Annotated in this window: 13 protein-coding genes; 6 read left to right on the forward strand and 7 right to left on the reverse strand. The window is 61.2% G+C overall.

Annotated features, from left to right (window positions below; genetic code table 11):
• Positions 1-3: 3 nt before the first annotated feature.
• Positions 4-2,175 (reverse strand): CHASE2 domain-containing protein, encoded by a 2,172-nt coding sequence (locus tag GR197_RS08155; RefSeq protein ID WP_164008326.1) that lies wholly within the window; start codon positions 2,173-2,175, stop codon positions 4-6.
• 269 nt (positions 2,176-2,444) lie between these two features.
• On the opposite strand from GR197_RS08155, the gene rpsU reads away from it, so the two are divergent.
• The 4 genes from rpsU (at position 2,445) to GR197_RS08175 (ending at position 6,089) form a co-directional block, all read left to right on the forward strand.
• Positions 2,445-2,657, forward strand: a complete 213-nt coding sequence (gene rpsU / locus GR197_RS08160; RefSeq protein WP_007631752.1) for a 30S ribosomal protein S21 — start codon at positions 2,445-2,447, stop codon at positions 2,655-2,657.
• A 135-nt stretch (positions 2,658-2,792) separates the two neighbouring features.
• On the forward strand, positions 2,793-3,659 hold the full coding sequence (locus tag GR197_RS08165) for a tetratricopeptide repeat protein (protein WP_164008328.1): 867 nt from the start codon (positions 2,793-2,795) through the stop codon (positions 3,657-3,659).
• Between the two features lie 235 nt (positions 3,660-3,894).
• Positions 3,895-5,547: a sensor histidine kinase gene (locus tag GR197_RS08170; protein WP_164008330.1), complete on the forward strand. Its 1,653-nt coding sequence runs from the start codon at positions 3,895-3,897 to the stop codon at positions 5,545-5,547.
• 59 nt (positions 5,548-5,606) lie between these two features.
• The gene (locus tag GR197_RS08175) at positions 5,607-6,089 is read left to right on the forward strand and encodes a DUF992 domain-containing protein (protein ID WP_164008332.1); all 483 of its coding nucleotides are present in this window, start codon (positions 5,607-5,609) and stop codon (positions 6,087-6,089) included.
• 39 nt (positions 6,090-6,128) lie between these two features.
• On the opposite strand, the gene GR197_RS08180 is transcribed toward GR197_RS08175, so the two are convergent.
• The 6 genes from GR197_RS08180 to GR197_RS08205 all read right to left on the reverse strand — a co-directional run bounded on the left by GR197_RS08180 (position 6,129) and on the right by GR197_RS08205 (position 13,053).
• Positions 6,129-7,526, reverse strand: coding sequence for an NAD(P)(+) transhydrogenase (Re/Si-specific) subunit beta (locus tag GR197_RS08180; protein WP_164008334.1), 1,398 nt, complete (start codon positions 7,524-7,526; stop codon positions 6,129-6,131).
• 7 nt (positions 7,527-7,533) lie between these two features.
• Positions 7,534-7,932: a proton-translocating transhydrogenase family protein gene (locus GR197_RS08185; RefSeq protein WP_164008335.1), complete on the reverse strand. Its 399-nt coding sequence runs from the start codon at positions 7,930-7,932 to the stop codon at positions 7,534-7,536.
• Positions 7,932-9,080 (reverse strand): Re/Si-specific NAD(P)(+) transhydrogenase subunit alpha, encoded by a 1,149-nt coding sequence (locus tag GR197_RS08190; protein ID WP_164008337.1) that lies wholly within the window; start codon positions 9,078-9,080, stop codon positions 7,932-7,934. Before GR197_RS08190 ends, GR197_RS08185 begins: the two co-directional genes overlap by 1 nt.
• Before the next feature lie 210 nt (positions 9,081-9,290).
• Positions 9,291-9,515 carry an aa3-type cytochrome c oxidase subunit IV gene (locus GR197_RS08195; protein ID WP_007631760.1) on the reverse strand — a complete coding sequence of 75 codons (225 nt, stop codon included), beginning with the start codon at positions 9,513-9,515 and terminating at the stop codon, positions 9,291-9,293.
• 338 nt (positions 9,516-9,853) lie between these two features.
• Entirely contained in the window at positions 9,854-10,606 is a 753-nt protein-coding gene (locus GR197_RS08200; protein WP_164008339.1) for an N-acyl amino acid synthase FeeM domain-containing protein, read from the reverse strand.
• 143 nt (positions 10,607-10,749) lie between these two features.
• Positions 10,750-13,053 carry a putative bifunctional diguanylate cyclase/phosphodiesterase gene (locus GR197_RS08205; RefSeq protein ID WP_164008341.1) on the reverse strand — a complete coding sequence of 768 codons (2,304 nt, stop codon included), beginning with the start codon at positions 13,051-13,053 and terminating at the stop codon, positions 10,750-10,752.
• Positions 13,054-13,381: 328 nt separating this feature from the next.
• On the opposite strand from GR197_RS08205, the gene GR197_RS08210 reads away from it, so the two are divergent.
• Both GR197_RS08210 and GR197_RS08215 read left to right on the forward strand, forming a co-directional pair.
• Positions 13,382-13,921, forward strand: a complete 540-nt coding sequence (locus tag GR197_RS08210) for a TRAP transporter small permease subunit (RefSeq protein ID WP_164008343.1) — start codon at positions 13,382-13,384, stop codon at positions 13,919-13,921.
• A gap of 21 nt (positions 13,922-13,942) precedes the next feature.
• Positions 13,943-15,430, forward strand: coding sequence for a TRAP transporter large permease (locus GR197_RS08215; RefSeq protein WP_164008344.1), 1,488 nt, complete (start codon positions 13,943-13,945; stop codon positions 15,428-15,430).
• The last annotated feature ends 50 nt before the right edge of the window (positions 15,431-15,480 follow it).

Below are 15,480 nucleotides of genomic sequence, written 5' to 3' on the forward strand. Positions count from 1 at the left end.
CTATCAGTCAGCCGCGCTCTTCTCGAAGCGATCATTCGCCTCGCGAAAATGATCGGTCCGGCCGGATACCCGCTGATAGAATTCCGCCAGGCCGTCGATCACCCCCGCCGCCCTGAGCTTTGCCGCGCCGATAAGCTTGCGAGTGTTCTTCGAATGCGCGAGCAGGGCCTGCATCAGTTGCTGGTGGGTGACGACAAGGGCTGAAAATTCCGCAGATGCGGCAACGCGTTCATCGCCGACGACGGCAAGAATCTGCGTTCGGCTGCTCTTTCCTTTGAGCGGAATGGCGCCAGCCTCGATCAGCGCCATTCCCCGCACCGACCTTGCCGTGCTGTCGGATATCAGAATATCGAAGCCGACTTCCTTGCAGCATGATTCCAGCCGGGCCGCGACGTTGACGGCATCACCGACCGCCGAATAGTTGAAGCGGGTCTTGGCGCCCATATTGCCGACGCAGGCAAGGCCGGTATGAATGCCGATGCCGATCCCGACCCGTTGTCCGGGTCCGAAGCCGAAGGCGTCGCCGGCGTTCAATTCGGCGAGCGTTTCACGCATGGCAAGCGCTGCCCGAACCGCCTTGGTTTGATGATCGGCCACATCGATGGGCGCATTCCAGAACGCCATGATCGAATCGCCGATGAACTTGTCGAGCGTGCCTTCATTGGCCACCACATGGCGGCTCAGCGCATCGAGCAACGTGTTCAGGAATGCGACGACATCGGTCGGTGCCAGCCGCTCGCTGATCTCGGTGAAGTTCCTGACATCGACAAACATGACCGTCAGTTCACGGTCGTCGCCGCCGAGGCGCAATGCATCGCGAGTATGCTCGATGCGATGGAGCAGCGATGGCGAAAGATAGTGCCCGAAGGCGCGCCGCACCGCCCGCCGCTCCCGGTCGATCACCAGGATCTTGAACGAGGTCGCGGCAAAATGGATGATCGATCCGCTGACGATCGGCGCCAGCGGATCGAAAAGAAGCCCGGCATAAAGAAATGACAACCAGGATGCCAAGAGCGCCATTGCCGTAGCCATCAGGCCGCAGATCAGCGCGACGGCCGGGCTGACGAAGGTCGTCACCACGACGAGCAGGCATCCGAGCACCGCGATCACCAGAATTTCCAGCCCGTCGGCCCAGTCGGGCCGCGACAGGAAATGGCCGGAGAGGATCTGCTCGACGGCCTGAGCATGCAGCGAAACGCCGGGAACGTTCTCGCCGAGCGCCGTGACGCGAATGTCCTGAAGGCCGGCCGCCGATGTGCCGACGAACACGATGCTGCCGTTAATGGCGGCCGCGATCTCGGGAGAGGCCCCTTCGGCCGCAAGCACCTGCCGGGCGGATATGTACCGCTCGGCCCGGTCGGGGCTGACATAGAGCCAGAGTTCGCCCGCCGCCGTCAGCGGCACGACAAAATCGCCGATTTTCGCAGATGTCATGATGCCGGCGCGATCGGGCGCGCCCGACAGCACATAGGTCGACGCCCCCTGCGCAACGCGCAGCGCCTCCATGGCAAGACTTGGATAGAGCTGCTCGCCGTCGGTCAAAAACAGCGGCACCGCCCGCACCACCGGCGAGGGGTTGCCGGGGTTGAGGCTGATATGGCCGAGCCCCGCCGCGTTGGCCTCCAATTGCGGCCTGAGCGGCGTCGAGGCGCCGAGATAGGGAGGAGCAGAAACGGGGCTTTCGTCTTTGAAGGCGAAACCCGCCTTCACAGGCGGCCGGTAATGGCCCTCATTAGAAAGGCCGAAACCGAGCACGACGGGCTTGCCGGCAATCGAGCGGGCGAATATTTCGTCATTGTCAGGCAGTTTCTCGGCAAGGGAAGGATCGACGCCTGCAACTTCGCGGATAACATTGCGCGGCGACAGCCGGTCCGGCTCGGCGAAAATAAAATCGAAGGCGATGGCCGAAGCGCCCATCTCGGAAAGCCGGTCCACCAGCAGGGCCATCCGGTCCCGCGGCCAGGGCCACTGGCCGAATTCACGCAACGAGGTCTCGTCGATGTCGATCACGCGGACCGGCATCGGCTCGAAGGTCCTGGGAACCAGCCGCTGATATTCGTCGAAAGTCACGCCGCGGATCAGCTTAAAAATCCCGGGATCGCCTGCCCGCAGCATCGTGAGCAGAGCCACGATCGCCAGGCCGATAGCGACACCGATTTGCTGGACGCGCGTCATGATCTCACCGGGTGTCCCCTCCGCACCTGCCGGCAGGCTACGCTGCTTTCGGTTCAAACGCCATTCGCACATGCATGCCCGGTGCCGGATCGTGACCGGATAGAGGCAAGCGTGATTTTTTGCCCGCGCCCCATATCCATCTGGACTTCCGATACCCGATCTGCTATCTCGCATCACCAATCGCAAGGCTGCGGCCGCGCGAACGTTATTTTTTTGCCTCTGGCGCTGCGCCGCCGCAGGCATCGACCAACCAAAGGAACGTGATTCTCGTGCAGGTACTTGTCCGCGATAACAATGTTGATCAGGCTCTCCGCGCTCTCAAGAAGAAGATGCAGCGCGAGGGCATTTTCCGCGAAATGAAGATGCGCGACTACTACGAGAAGCCGTCACAGAAGCGTGCTCGCGAAAAGGCCGAGGCTGTTCGTCGCGTTCGCAAGCTGGCCCGCAAGCGCGCCCAGCGCGAAGGTCTGGTCGCACACTGAGCGTTGCCGTCGTTTTTTCGACGTTTTCAGATGCATTGTGGCGGGGGCGATGGGTTCGCCGCCGCCTTTTTTAGTTTGCCGCTGAAGATCGCATATCCGCGCACCGGATATGCCGCATGGGGAAAGCGAGCCCGAATGGCTGTCAACACCTTCAATCCGTCCCGCGCATTGCGCTTGCAGAAAACCGCATTCCTGCGCGCTTTGGCGCTGGCGGCAATGGTCGGCCTCGCCGGTTGCGAGACGACCAATACCTCAGATGCCGTCATCCGCATCGACAAGGCGCAAGGCTCGGAAGAGAATATCGCCTCGCTGACGGCTGTTATCAATGCCAATCCCAAGGATCCCGAAGGCTACAATGTCCGTGGCTCCGCCTATGGCCGGGCCGGCCAATTCCGTCCGGCACTGAACGATTTCAACACGGCGCTGCAGATCAATCCACGGTTTTTCCAGGCTTACGCCAACCGTGCCCTCGTCTATCGCAACATGGGTCAACAGGCCCAGGCGATCGGCGATTACAATGCCGCCTTGCAGATCAATCCAAGCTACGACGTCGCCTATATCGGCCGCGGCAATGTCTACCGAACGGCCGGCCAGGATGATCAGGCTTTCAACGATTTCGACAAGGCGATCCAGCTTGGCACCACCGATGGCCGCGCCTATCACAATCGTGGCCTGATCTATCAGAAGCGCAATCAGCAGGATAAGGCGATCGACGATTTCTCGAAGGCGATCTCGCTCGCGCCGAATTCGCCCGAGCCCTATAATGGCCGCGGCATTTCCTACATCGCGCTGAACGACAACGACAACGCCTTTGCCGATTTCAACCATGCGATCGAGCTCAACGGCAACATCGCCGAATCCTGGGCCAACCAGGCGCTCGTCTACGAACGCCGCGGCGACAAGGCGAAGGCCGCACGCTCCTATCGTCACGCCGTCGGCCTCGATCCGAAGTACCAGCCGGCTCGCGACGGTCTCGCCCGCGTAGGCGCTTCCGCCGGCTAAGGACATCAGCCGGGCGGCCGCAAAATCGGCCGCCGCAGGGCTCGTCGTCCTCGATGACATATCATAGTATGTTGCAACCTGCTCTTGCTCCCCCTAACATGGCGCTGCTTCGATAGCCTGCTATCGGGTGTTCGAAACTTATTGAGGGCGGCTTGCGAGAGATGCGGATCTTTGCTTTCCTGACCGCTCGCGAACTCTGTTGTCTTTCGCCAGCGCATGAGACTTGGCGCAACAGATGAAGATCGTCGCGCTGTTTTTTCCCAAAGCCTCGATCGGCACTTACCTCGTCGCCATGGCGGTGGCGATCGCACTGCCGATCTTCGCCTTTGTGACGCTGCTTCTGCTGCAGCTGGAAGACAACCAGCGTTCGACGCTGAGACGCGAGACGGCCCAGGATGCACTCGCCCTTTCGCGCATCGTCGACCGTCAGCTTCAGGACATGGCGACGACACTGCGGCTGCTTTCGAGCTCACCGGAGCTCGAAAACGGTAATCTTGCCGCCTTCCACGAGCGCACGGAAACCGCCCTCCGAGACAATACGCTGTTCGTCATCGCCGTCGACCGCAATGGCCAGCAACTGCTGAACACGCGCCGGGCCTTCGGCACGCCACTTGGCACGATAGCGAATATCACCTCTTTCCAGTCGGCCATGACCTCCGGTCGAATCGAGGCTTCCGACGTCTTTCGCGGCCGCGTCAGCGGCGATTGGGTCTATAATGTCACCTTGCCGCGGGCGAACGATCCCGTCGCAGCCCTCATCATCACCCAGGATGCCAAGGATCTAAGCAAGCTCGTGACAACCGAGGGCCTTGCCCCCGGCTGGTCGGCCGCCGTCATCGATCAGAGCGGCCACGTGGTCGCCGCCACAGGACCCGCCAATCTCGAACCCGGCACGCCCTTCGATCCGCGCATCCTGCCGGCATTCACCGCTTCACGCGGCGTCTTCCAGGATGAGGCGATCCTGCCGCACACGCTGCTCGGTTATGCCAGGATTCCAGGCTGGTCGTGGAAAACAGTGATCTGGGGACCGATCGCCCAGGCATCAATCCTCAGCACCTGGCGTTTCCTCATCATCGGCGGCGTGGCCCTTGTGCTCGTCGCCGTGCTCGGCGCCTATGCCGTCGCAAGGCAGGTGCGCACCACCATCCGCGATATCGCCGAAATGGCCAACCGCATGGGCGAAGGCCATATCGTCTCGCCGGTCGAAACCAGCGTCATCGAGGCGAACCAGGTGGCGATCGCCCTTTCGAACGCCTCCTTCGATCGCAGCCAGACCGAGGACCGGTTGCGCTTCGTCATGCACGAGCTCGTCCACCGCACTAAGAACCTCCTGACGCTTGCCCAGGCGATGATGCGCCAGCTCGCCAAACAAGCCGATAGCGTCGAGACGTTCCAGGCTGCCGTCGCCGACCGCCTCGAGGGGCTGGTGCGGTCGATCGAGCTCCTGACCAGCGAGCAATGGGGAGGCGTGTCGCTGCGGCGGGTCGTCGACATTCACCTGCAGGCCTTTCCGCAATCGCGCGAACAGATCGAAATCACAGGCGACGATTTCGTCCTGAAGCCGGACGCCGTGCAGAATCTTGGTCTTGCCCTGCATGAACTCGCCACCAATTCGGTGAAATACGGTGCGCTCTCCGTCCCGCAAGGCCGTGTTCGCTTCGAATGGCACGATGTCACGGAGGAAGACAAGCCGGATGCCCTGCTCCGCTTCAGCTGGGAGGAGCGCGGCGGTCCGCCGGTCGTCGAGCCATCGCGCTCGGGCTTCGGCACGACCGTTATCAAGGCCCATGCTGCCTCCGCCTTCCGCGGCACGGTTCAGGTCGATTTCCGGCCCGAAGGCCTGCTATGGGTGCTGACGGCACAGCGTGGCACGCTGGAGCGGGAATAAGCCAGGAACATTCGCCACCCCTACCCGTTTCGAACAGGTCATTCCCAAGGAGAAAGACCATGTTCAAGCAAACGATGATCGCAGCCGCAGCACTGGCGTCCGCTGCCTGGGCAAATCAGGCCGGCGCGGAAAATTATGTCACGCTTGGCCGTTTGATCTGCGGATCGGATGGCGGTCAGGGTCTGATCGTCACCTCGCAGAAGAACCTCATCTGCACCTATACCCCGGCATCAGGCGGCGCCAAGGCGGTCTACGCAGGCAAGATCGAGAAATTCGGCATCGATCTCGGCCAGACCGGCAAGACCGTGATGATCTGGCAGGTCCTTGCAAAGACCGGCACCGACATGCCGCAATTCGCGCTGGCCGGCGAATATTACGGGGTCGGCGCCGATGCGAGCATCGGAGCCGGCGCTGGCGCCAAGGTGATCGCCGGCGGCAACAACAAGGCTTTCATGCTGCAGCCGCTGAATGTTCAGGCCCAGGAAGGACTGAACCTCGCCATCGGCGTCGAGAAGATGACGCTGGTCCCGGGTGAAACCTGATCAATAGGGCCTCGTCCGAGATGAGCGGCTGCATCTGCGTCATCCATGCGCGATCGCCTTGTTGATATCCTCGGTCATCTTCTTCGCGTCACCGAGCAGCATCATCGTGCCGTCCTTGTAGAACAGCGTATTGTCGATGCCGGCATAGCCTGAACCGAGCGAGCGCTTGACGAACAGGCAGGTCTTCGCCCGGTCGACGTCCAGGATCGGCATGCCGTAGATCGGCGAGGTCTTGTCGTCGCGCGCCGCCGGATTGGTGACGTCGTTGGCGCCGATGACGTAGGCGACGTCAGCCTGGGCGAATTCCGAGTTGATGTCCTCCAGCTCGAAGACTTCATCATAGGGTACATTCGCTTCGGCAAGCAGCACGTTCATATGACCGGGCATGCGGCCCGCGACCGGGTGGATCGCATATTTCACCTCGACGCCGTTCTTCTTGAGATTGTCGGCGAGTTCTCGCAGCGCATGCTGGGCCTGGGCGACCGCCATGCCATAGCCCGGCACGATGATGACTTTCGATGCATTGGCCATCAGATAGGCGGCATCCTCGGCCGAGCCGAGCTTGACCGTCTTGTCCGATGTGTCGGGCCCGCCGGACGCCGTCTCACCGCCGAAACCGCCGAGGATGACGGAGACGAAGGAGCGGTTCATGCCCTTGCACATGATGTAGGAGAGGATCGCCCCGGAGGAACCGACCAGCGCGCCGGTGATGATCAGCGCCAGATTGCCCAGCGTGAAGCCGATGCCGGCGGCAGCCCATCCCGAATAGGAATTGAGCATCGAAACGACGACGGGCATATCGGCGCCGCCGATCGGCACGATCAGCAGAACGCCGAGCGCCAGCGACAGCGCCACCACTGCCCAGAAATCGAAATGGCTCTCGGTGGCGGCAAGCCCGATGATGAAGAGCACGATCAGCACCAGCAGGCTGGCATTGATGACATGCCGGTATGGCAGCAGGATCGGCTTGCCGGACATGCGTCCGTCTAGCTTCAGGAAGGCGATGATCGAGCCGGTGAAGGTCAGCGCCCCGATCGCCACGCCGAGCGCCATTTCGACGCGCGCTTCGGTGTGGATGTGGCCGATCTCGCCGATGCCGAAGGAGGCGGGGGTATAGAGCGCCGAAGCCGCGACCAGCACGGCGGCAAGGCCGACCAGCGAATGGAAGCCGGCGACGAGCTGCGGCATCGAGGTCATGGCGATGGTGCGGGCGACATAGGCGCCGACGCTGCCGCCGATGGCAAGACCAAGGACGATCAGCACGAAGCCGCCGAAATTCGGCGTGGCAAGCACCAGCGTCGTCAGGATGGCGATCGCCATGCCGATCATGCCGTAGAGATTGCCCTTGCGGCTTGTGGCCGGATGCGACAAGCCGCGCAACGCCAGGATGAAGAGAACGCCGGAGACGAGGTAGAGGAAAGCTGCGATATTGGTCATCAGATCCTCACCTGTCCTTCTTGCGGTACATGGAGAGCATCCGCTGCGTCACGAGGAAGCCGCCGAAGATGTTTACCGAGACGAGCACGAGGGCGACGAAACCGAAGCCGGTCGCAAGCCCGCTTGTGGAGATGCCGACCGCCAGAAGCGCGCCGACGACGATGACCGAGGAGATCGCATTGGTGACGGCCATCAGCGGCGTATGCAGCGCCGGCGTCACCGACCAGACGACGTAATAACCGACGAAGATCGACAAGACGAAGATCGCCAGCTGAAAGACGAACGGATCGATCGCCCCGCCGGTCGCAACACTTGCCGCTTCCGGTGCGTGGGCGGCTGCCGTGACGACGGCGGTCACCGCCTGGTCGAGCTGCTCCAGCGCTCTGTCCATTGCTTCACTGGCCATCAGAGATCTCCCTTCTTCGCGCCGCCGAAGGCGGGATGAACCACGTCGCCGGCATAGGTCAGCATCGTCGCCTTGACGAGTTCATCGTCGAGGTTGACGACGACGCTCCGGCTTTCCTTGTTGATCATGGTCTCGAGGAAGGTCACGAGGTTCTTGGCGTAGAGCGCCGAGGCGCTGGACGCAACGCGGCCCGGCATATTGGCGAAACCGATTACCCTGACACCCTCGACATCGGCAATCTCGCCGGCAACGACGCCCTCGATATTGCCGCCGCGCTCGACCGCAAGGTCAACGGCGATCGCGCCCGGTTTCATCGCTGCGAGCATGGCGCGCGAAACGAGCCGAGGGGCCGCGCGACCGGGGATCAACGCGGTGGTGATGACGATATCCTGCTTGGCGATATGTTCAGCCACGAGTGCGGCCTGCTTCGCCTGATAGTCGGCGGACATTTCCTTGGCATAGCCGCCGGCCGTTTCCGCCGCCTTGAACTCCTCGTCCTCGACGGCGATGAACTTGGCGCCGAGCGAGGCAACCTGCTCCTTGGCGGCCGGGCGGACGTCGGTGGCCGAAACCGCCGCGCCGAGGCGCCGCGCCGTCGCAATCGCCTGCAGACCGGCGACGCCGGCGCCCATGACGAAGACCTTGGCGGCCGGCACGGTGCCGGCAGCCGTCATCATCATCGGCATGGCGCGGTCATAGACCGCCGCCGCCTCGATGACCGCCTGGTAGCCGGCGAGATTGGCCTGGGATGAAAGCACGTCCATGGACTGGGCGCGGGTAATGCGCGGCATCAGCTCCATCGCGAAAGCCGAAAGCCCGGCGCTTGCCAGGGCTGCGATCGCTTCGTCATTGCCATAGGGATCCATGATGGCGATGACCACGGCGCCGCTTTTGTAGCCTGCGATTTCCTGTTCGTTCGGGCGGCGAACCTTCAGCACGACGTCGGCCGAGGCTGCATCGGCAAAACCGCCGATCCTGGCGCCCGCGGCCTCGAACTCTCCGTCCGGAATGCGCGAAGCCGCCCCTGCGCCGGCTTCAACGATAATATCGAAGCCGAAACTCTTCATTTTTTTCACGGTCTCGGCGGAGGCCGCGACACGCGTCTCCTCGCCCGCAATTTCCCTTGCAACGAAAACGATATTGCCCAACTGCCCCCTCCTCCGGGTCAGCCGGACCGCCGCAGGCTTTCCTGCGCGGGCCAAGCACCTAAAGCATGTCGTCGCGCAAAACTGTACGGCGCTTTGCGATAACGACATGCGCGAAAATAAAGACCTGAAGCGCGCGGAGCGGATCTTAAAGATCGCGACGCGCTTTAGTCACAAAGCTTCGGAGAAGCCCCTCTCCTCCCCTTGCCGCGATCAGCGGAACAGGAAGATGCCGATGGCGAGAAGAATGATGAAGACGAAGAGGCCGCCAAGAAGGCCGGCGCCGCCGAAGAAACCGGCGGTCATCGCAAGCAGGAGGCAGATGAGAAGCATCGAGCCGTATTTCGCGGCGGCAATGAACATGTCGTAGGTGTTTTCATGTTCCTTGTAATCCATCGGCGCGCCGGTCTCGACCGGTCCGGTATGATGTTCGGCCATAAATATCGTCTCCCTGAAATGCCTCTGCGCTGCCTGATTCCCCCGCCCCGCGAGGGAAGTCCCTGCCTGCAGGAATTACACAATGACGGGCGAAAGCGCAATGCATGAGAATGCCGCAGCCAATGCATGTCGGCTGGCAGTGTGCAGCGGTTCCGGGACAACGACATGCATAAAACAAAGGCCTAAAGCGCGGCGCATGAATCAAATTTGATGCGACGCGCTTTAGGCTTCAAAACCAGCTGTTTCCAGGCGAAAAACCATGAGGGCGGCGACTGCGGATATTGTCGCCGCCCCTCATTGTTCTCACTCAAATGCTCGCCCGGCGAGAGAAGAAGAAATCAGAGCGGCAGGTCGGTGCCGAGTTCGCCTTGCGGCACGAAGCGCGCCGTCGGAATGATGGTGAGCGGCGGCAATGTGTCGTTGGGATTGCGCGAAAACATCATGCGCTGCTCGCTGGCGCTGGAGATGAAGAAGGGGTAGCGCGTCAACAGCTTGCGCCCGACCTCGATCACATTCGTCGCCATCAATGTCACGTCAACCCCGTAACTCTCCGCCAGTCGGCCGGGCACAATGGTATCAGCGTAGAAAACCCGCTTGTAGAAGGCGGCATGTGGGGGCCGGACGGACTGAAGAACGCGGTCCGCCCTGAAATACGCTGCCGCAACGATGGTCGGCCGCAGCGTCAGATAGGGAACCCAGGGCAGATCGGCGGTGAGCTCGGGATCGGCCGCGAAACGCGCGGGGTCGATCAAGGTCAACCCGGCGTCCAAAAGCTCATCCATCGCCTCGGGAAAGGCCTCTCCGGACCGGCTGATACGGTGCTCCGGTGTCACATAATGAACCCGGATGGTGCTGACCAATTCCCCATAATAATACAGGCCGAAGACATAAGCATGGCTGTCGAAATCGACATCGTCCAATAGGCCTCCCGGGGCAAGCGACAGCGCGTCGTGGGCCTTGTAGGCCTTGTAGCGCAGGCGTTCCACCTGCTCCATGTCTTCGCTGCTTTCGACGCGGCGATACTCGACATGATCCAAAACTTCCAATATTTTCGCGCTGAAATCGCTACGCTTGAACAGTGTCTCTGACATTCTTTCGATCCGCTCGTTAACGGATCATTAATCATATGCCGGCGAGATTTAGGCAAGAAAATCCGATAATTCGAGCCGTTTATAAAGTATTAAGGTTAACGGCGCGGAGGATTGTCAGCTGAAAAGCGGCCGTAGCAGAGCGCTCAGGCGACCTTGTTGCGCCGACGTTGAACGGGGCGGCGGCCGATGCCCTGCTGCAATAGCGGGATATTCTGGGAAGGCACCGGCTGCGAAAAAACATAGCCTTGCACCAGATCAGTGCTGCGGTGCTTGTTGAGGAGAGCGAGCTGCTCTTCGGTCTCGACGCCCTCGATGACGATCTTCAGCCCCAGTTCGCGGGCGAGATGGACCGTACCGCGCAGGAGCTTGTGGCGACGGTTATCCTCGACGATGTTGCGGACGAAGGAGCGGTCGATCTTAACGATATCAAGCGGCAGCGTGTCGAGATAGCTGAGGCTGGAGAAGCCAGTCCCGAAATCATCGATCGCGATGGTGATGCCGCGGGCCCTGAGCTCCGCCAGGATGGCGCGCACGGCGGCCGGCTCGTCAATCAGGCAGCTTTCGGTGACTTCGAGATGCAGCCGCGCCGCATCGAGGCCGGAATGGGCAAGCGCGTCGGCGACGACCTGGAGAATGTCGGCATCCCTGAGGTCCCGCGCCGAGAGGTTGACCGAGACGGCGATATGGTCCGGCCAGTTCATGCATTCGCTGCATGCCTTGAACATGACGAAGCGGGTAATGTCGGAAATGATGCCCATATCCTCGGCGAGCCGGATGAAGACATCGGGTGGGATCGAGCCCTTCTCGGGATGCACCCAGCGCGCCAACGCCTCGGCGCATTCGATCCGCGAACCGTCGGCGCGGAACATCGGCTGAAAGACGAGATGCAGCGCCTGGGCCGAAACCGCATCGCGCAGATCCGCCTTCAGCTTCTGCTGCTCGATATAGCGGCCATCCATCTCCCGCTCGAAGCCTGATATGCCGCCCTTGAAGCGCGACTTGCTTTCGAACAGGGCAAGATCTGCCTTGACGCTCCATTCGTCCATCGCGAACGCGGTACTTTCGAGGATCGCGTAGCCGGCGCTGAGCGAGACGAGGAAGGTCAGCTCATCGACCTCGTAGTGACCCTGGATCGCGGCGTGCACGCGGCGGATCTCGACGTCGAGCAAGGCCGGGTCCTTCGCATGCGGGAAGAACAGGATGAACTGGTCGCCCATCAGCCGGCCGAGAATGGCGTTGCCGGAGGCCTGCTTGACGCGGGCGGCGATAGCGCAGAGCAGATGATCGCCGGTGACATGGCCGCGCATGTCGTTGACATGTTTGAATTCATCGATATCGAGAACCATGAAGCCGAGCGGCCCGGACTTCCTTTGATGTTTGGCGAGATAGTCCTGTACCAGCTGCCCGAAATATTCCCGGTTCGGCAGGCCGGTCAGCGCATCGAAGCGGACCATGTGCATGATCTTCTGCTCCGCCTTCACGCGGCTCGAAACGTCCTCGAAGATCAGTACGGCGCCGCCATCAGCCCGTCGGCTGGCGGAGAATTCCAGAGACAGGCCCTCGGGAAAATGAATGAGGGTGCGCGACAGGTTGCCTTCGGCGACCTGGGTGAGCTGGCGCAGGATGAGCTCCGGCTGCGAGGCGTCCATGAAACTGTAGCGAGCGCCATAGCGCAACACTGCGCCGAGGTCGCGGTCCTTCAGCCGCTCCGGCGCGCCGATCTTCAGAAGCTCGCAGGCCTTGCGATTGACGACCTGGATACGGTTTTCGGCATCGACCATCACCAGGCCATGCGGCATGTTGTTGAGCGCCGTATCGAAGCGGTCGGCGATGATGGTGATTTCCCGGCGCGCGATGACATTCTCATAAAGGAACTCGCGCACACCGTTCGCCATCGCCCGCGTCGTCAGCCAGAAGGGAATGAGGAAGATCGACAGCAGGCCGCGATATAAATCCATAGCCAGCAGGCTGCAGACGATCATCGGCAGGCAGCAGAAGAACGTCTGCAGATCGACTGCGAAGCGCGAGCCGTAGTTGCGGCCGACGACGGAAACCATGGTCGCCATGGTGACGGAAATGCAGGCAAGTTCGGCAAAGGAATCGTGGACGACGAAGATGGCGTAGCCGCTGGCAAAGCCAAGCAGGGCGGTGGTGCAGGCCCCACTGGCAACCAGAATCCGTTCCCAACGCTCGATCCCGGCGTGCGACAGGCTCTCCTTGTCGACCTGATCGAACCGCCGGAAAATGGCCATGCGAACGGTGAAAACCAGAAGGAAGGCAACCGACAGCGGAATATAGACGGAGGATTGCGTTTTGGCGGCCACGGCAAGGCACGTAGCAATATGCACGATCACGCCAACAAAAAGCGTCATGCGGTTCCCGGAAAGGGAACTCACAAACGACAGATAAACGTCTAAAGGGACCCTGTTCGGGTTATCTGGCTTCATCCACACTTTCCCTGTGCGCCGGAATTCTAAGCCCAACCCTTTAAAAATTGATTTCAATGGAATCAAACATTTGGTCAAATTTTCTAAAACCACAGGATGAACAGCACACCTTACGCGCGTTATTGCAGCCTTGTGGCGAGATTATTGAAATATTTTATCCACGCCTGGGTTGCTGAAATATTCGGCGGTCATATCGGCCAACCGGCGCATCTAAGACTATACTCCAACGCCAGGCATTTATCCTTCCAATTTCAAAGGCCGTGGTCTACATCGATTGCAAGAGGGAAAACTGCCGGAAAACCGGCAGGACAAGAACAAGGGGAGGCGAATGTCGGTATTCCTGGCCGCCAGTCGGCTGATCGACTGGGTCAGCCGCGTCATGGGCAAAATTTCCGAATATATGGTGCTGCTCTGCTGTCTGATCAGCGCCGGAAACGCCATCGTCCGCTATGCCTTCAACTACAGTTCGAACGGCTGGCTTGAGATCCAATGGTATCTCTTCGCCTTCGTCGTCATGCTCGGCGCCTCGCATGCGCTGCGCAACAACGAGCATGTCCGCGTCGATCTGATCTATGGTTCGGTTTCCGACAAGGCGAAGATCTGGATCGACATCGTCGGCCTGATCCTCCTCCTCATCCCCGTCTGCGTCTTCCTCACCTGGGTCTGCTGGCCCTTCTTTGCTCTTTCCTACCAACAGGGAGAAATCTCGGGCAATGCCGGCGGGCTGATCCGCTGGCCCGTCAAGCTGGTGCTCGTCGCCGGGTTCGCGCTGCTTTCCCTTCAGGGCGTTTCCGAACTGATCAAGCGGATCGCAGCCCTCACCGGCCATATCAGCATCGACATGACCTACGAAAAGCCGCTGCAGTAACGCGGGCTGGGAGAAACACATTTGTTTGATTTCGGTATCATCCCGCCGGCGATGTTCCTGGGCATGGTCATCTTCATGCTCTACGGCTTCCCGGTCGCTTTTTCGCTCGCCGCCGTCGGCCTGCTGTTCGGCATCATCGGCATCGTCACCGGCCATTTTGGCGAAGTCTTCCTGCATTCGCTGCCGCTGCGTTTCTTCGGCATCCTTTCCAACGACCTCCTGCTCGCCATCCCGTTCTTCACTTTCATGGGTGCGGTGCTGGAGCGCTGCGGGCTGGCCGAAGACCTGCTTGAAGGCACCGGCAAACTCTTCGGCGGCATACCCGGCGGCCTCGCCTATGCCGTCATCCTCGTCGGCGCGGTGCTTGGCGCAATCACCGGCACGGTGGCCGCCTCCGTCATCACCATGGGGGTGATCTCGCTGCCGATCATGCTGCGCTACGGCTACAACCCGCGCCTTGCCACCGGCGTCATCGCCGCCTCGGGCACGATCACCCAGGTCATCCCGCCCTCGCTCGTGCTCGTCGTTCTCGCCGATCAGCTCGGCAGGTCGGTCGGCGACATGTATCTCGGCGCCATCGGCCCTTCGATCCTGCAGGTGACGATTTTCGTGCTCTTCATCCTGGTGATGTCGATCATCCGGCCGAAATCGATGCCGCCGCTGCCGAAAGAGGTGCGCGGTGATTTCAACTGGGCGCTGCTCATCAAGGTGCTGATGGGCATGGTGCCCTCGATCGTGCTGATCTTCCTGGTGCTCGGCACGATCTTCATGGGCCTTGCGACACCGACGGAAGCAGGCGCGCTCGGCGTTGTCGGCGCCATGGCGCTCGCAGCCTTGCATCGCCGCCTCACCTGGCCGCTGATCCGCGAGGCGATGGCCTCGACCACGCACATCACATCCATGGTGGTGATGATCCTGATCGGCTCCACCTGTTTCAGCCTGGTGTTTCAGGGCATGGACGGCTCGCGCTGGATCGAGCACATGCTGTCGGGCATTCCGGGCGGCCCGGTCGGCTTTCTGATCTTCGTCAACATCTTCATCTTCGTGCTCGCCTTCTTCCTCGATTTCTTCGAGATCGCCTTCATCGTCATCCCGATGCTCGCCCCCGTCGCCTCCAGTCTCGGCATCGACCTGATCTGGTTCGGCGTCCTGATCTGCGTCAATATGCAGACGAGCTTCATGCATCCACCCTTCGGCTTCGCGCTGTTCTACCTGCGCTCGATTGCCGGCAAGGACGTCAAGACCTCGGATATCTATATGGGCGCCCTTCCCTGGGTCGGCATGCAGTTGATCCTGGTGGCGATCGTGATCTTCTGGCCGCAATCGGTCACCTATTGGCTGGATCACGGGCCGAAGGTCGACCCGAACTCGATCAAGATCGAAGTCCCGGGCTTCGGCGGCCAGTTCGGCCTTCCGCCGCTGGGCGGCGGCAATGGCTCGCCGCAGATCCCCGGCCTGACCCTGCCGCCACTCGGCCTGCCGGGAGCACCGCCTGCACCCGCCAAATAACCCCACCAAGTAACAGAGCCAAAACAAAACCCCGGACCAAATATGATCCG

The sequence above is a fragment of the Rhizobium phaseoli genome, from assembly GCF_010668805.1.
Lineage (GTDB): Bacteria > Pseudomonadota > Alphaproteobacteria > Rhizobiales > Rhizobiaceae > Rhizobium > Rhizobium phaseoli_A.

Bases quoted from the DNA above. Each gene is read 5' to 3' on its own strand.
- GR197_RS08175 (WP_164008332.1), top strand. From the start codon at position 5,607: ATGTTCAAGCAAACGATGATCGCAGCCGCAGCACTGGCGTCCGCTGCC.
- GR197_RS08210 (WP_164008343.1), top strand. From the start codon at position 13,382: ATGTCGGTATTCCTGGCCGCCAGTCGGCTGATCGACTGGGTCAGCCGC.
- GR197_RS08185 (WP_164008335.1), bottom strand. From the start codon at position 7,932: ATGGCCAGTGAAGCAATGGACAGAGCGCTGGAGCAGCTCGACCAGGCG.
- GR197_RS08180 (WP_164008334.1), bottom strand. From the start codon at position 7,526: ATGACCAATATCGCAGCTTTCCTCTACCTCGTCTCCGGCGTTCTCTTC.
- GR197_RS08205 (WP_164008341.1), bottom strand. From the start codon at position 13,053: ATGAAGCCAGATAACCCGAACAGGGTCCCTTTAGACGTTTATCTGTCG.
- GR197_RS08170 (WP_164008330.1), top strand. From the start codon at position 3,895: ATGAAGATCGTCGCGCTGTTTTTTCCCAAAGCCTCGATCGGCACTTAC.
- GR197_RS08165 (WP_164008328.1), top strand. From the start codon at position 2,793: ATGGCTGTCAACACCTTCAATCCGTCCCGCGCATTGCGCTTGCAGAAA.
- GR197_RS08195 (WP_007631760.1), bottom strand. From the start codon at position 9,515: ATGGCCGAACATCATACCGGACCGGTCGAGACCGGCGCGCCGATGGAT.
- GR197_RS08200 (WP_164008339.1), bottom strand. From the start codon at position 10,606: ATGTCAGAGACACTGTTCAAGCGTAGCGATTTCAGCGCGAAAATATTG.
- GR197_RS08155 (WP_164008326.1), bottom strand. From the start codon at position 2,175: ATGACGCGCGTCCAGCAAATCGGTGTCGCTATCGGCCTGGCGATCGTG.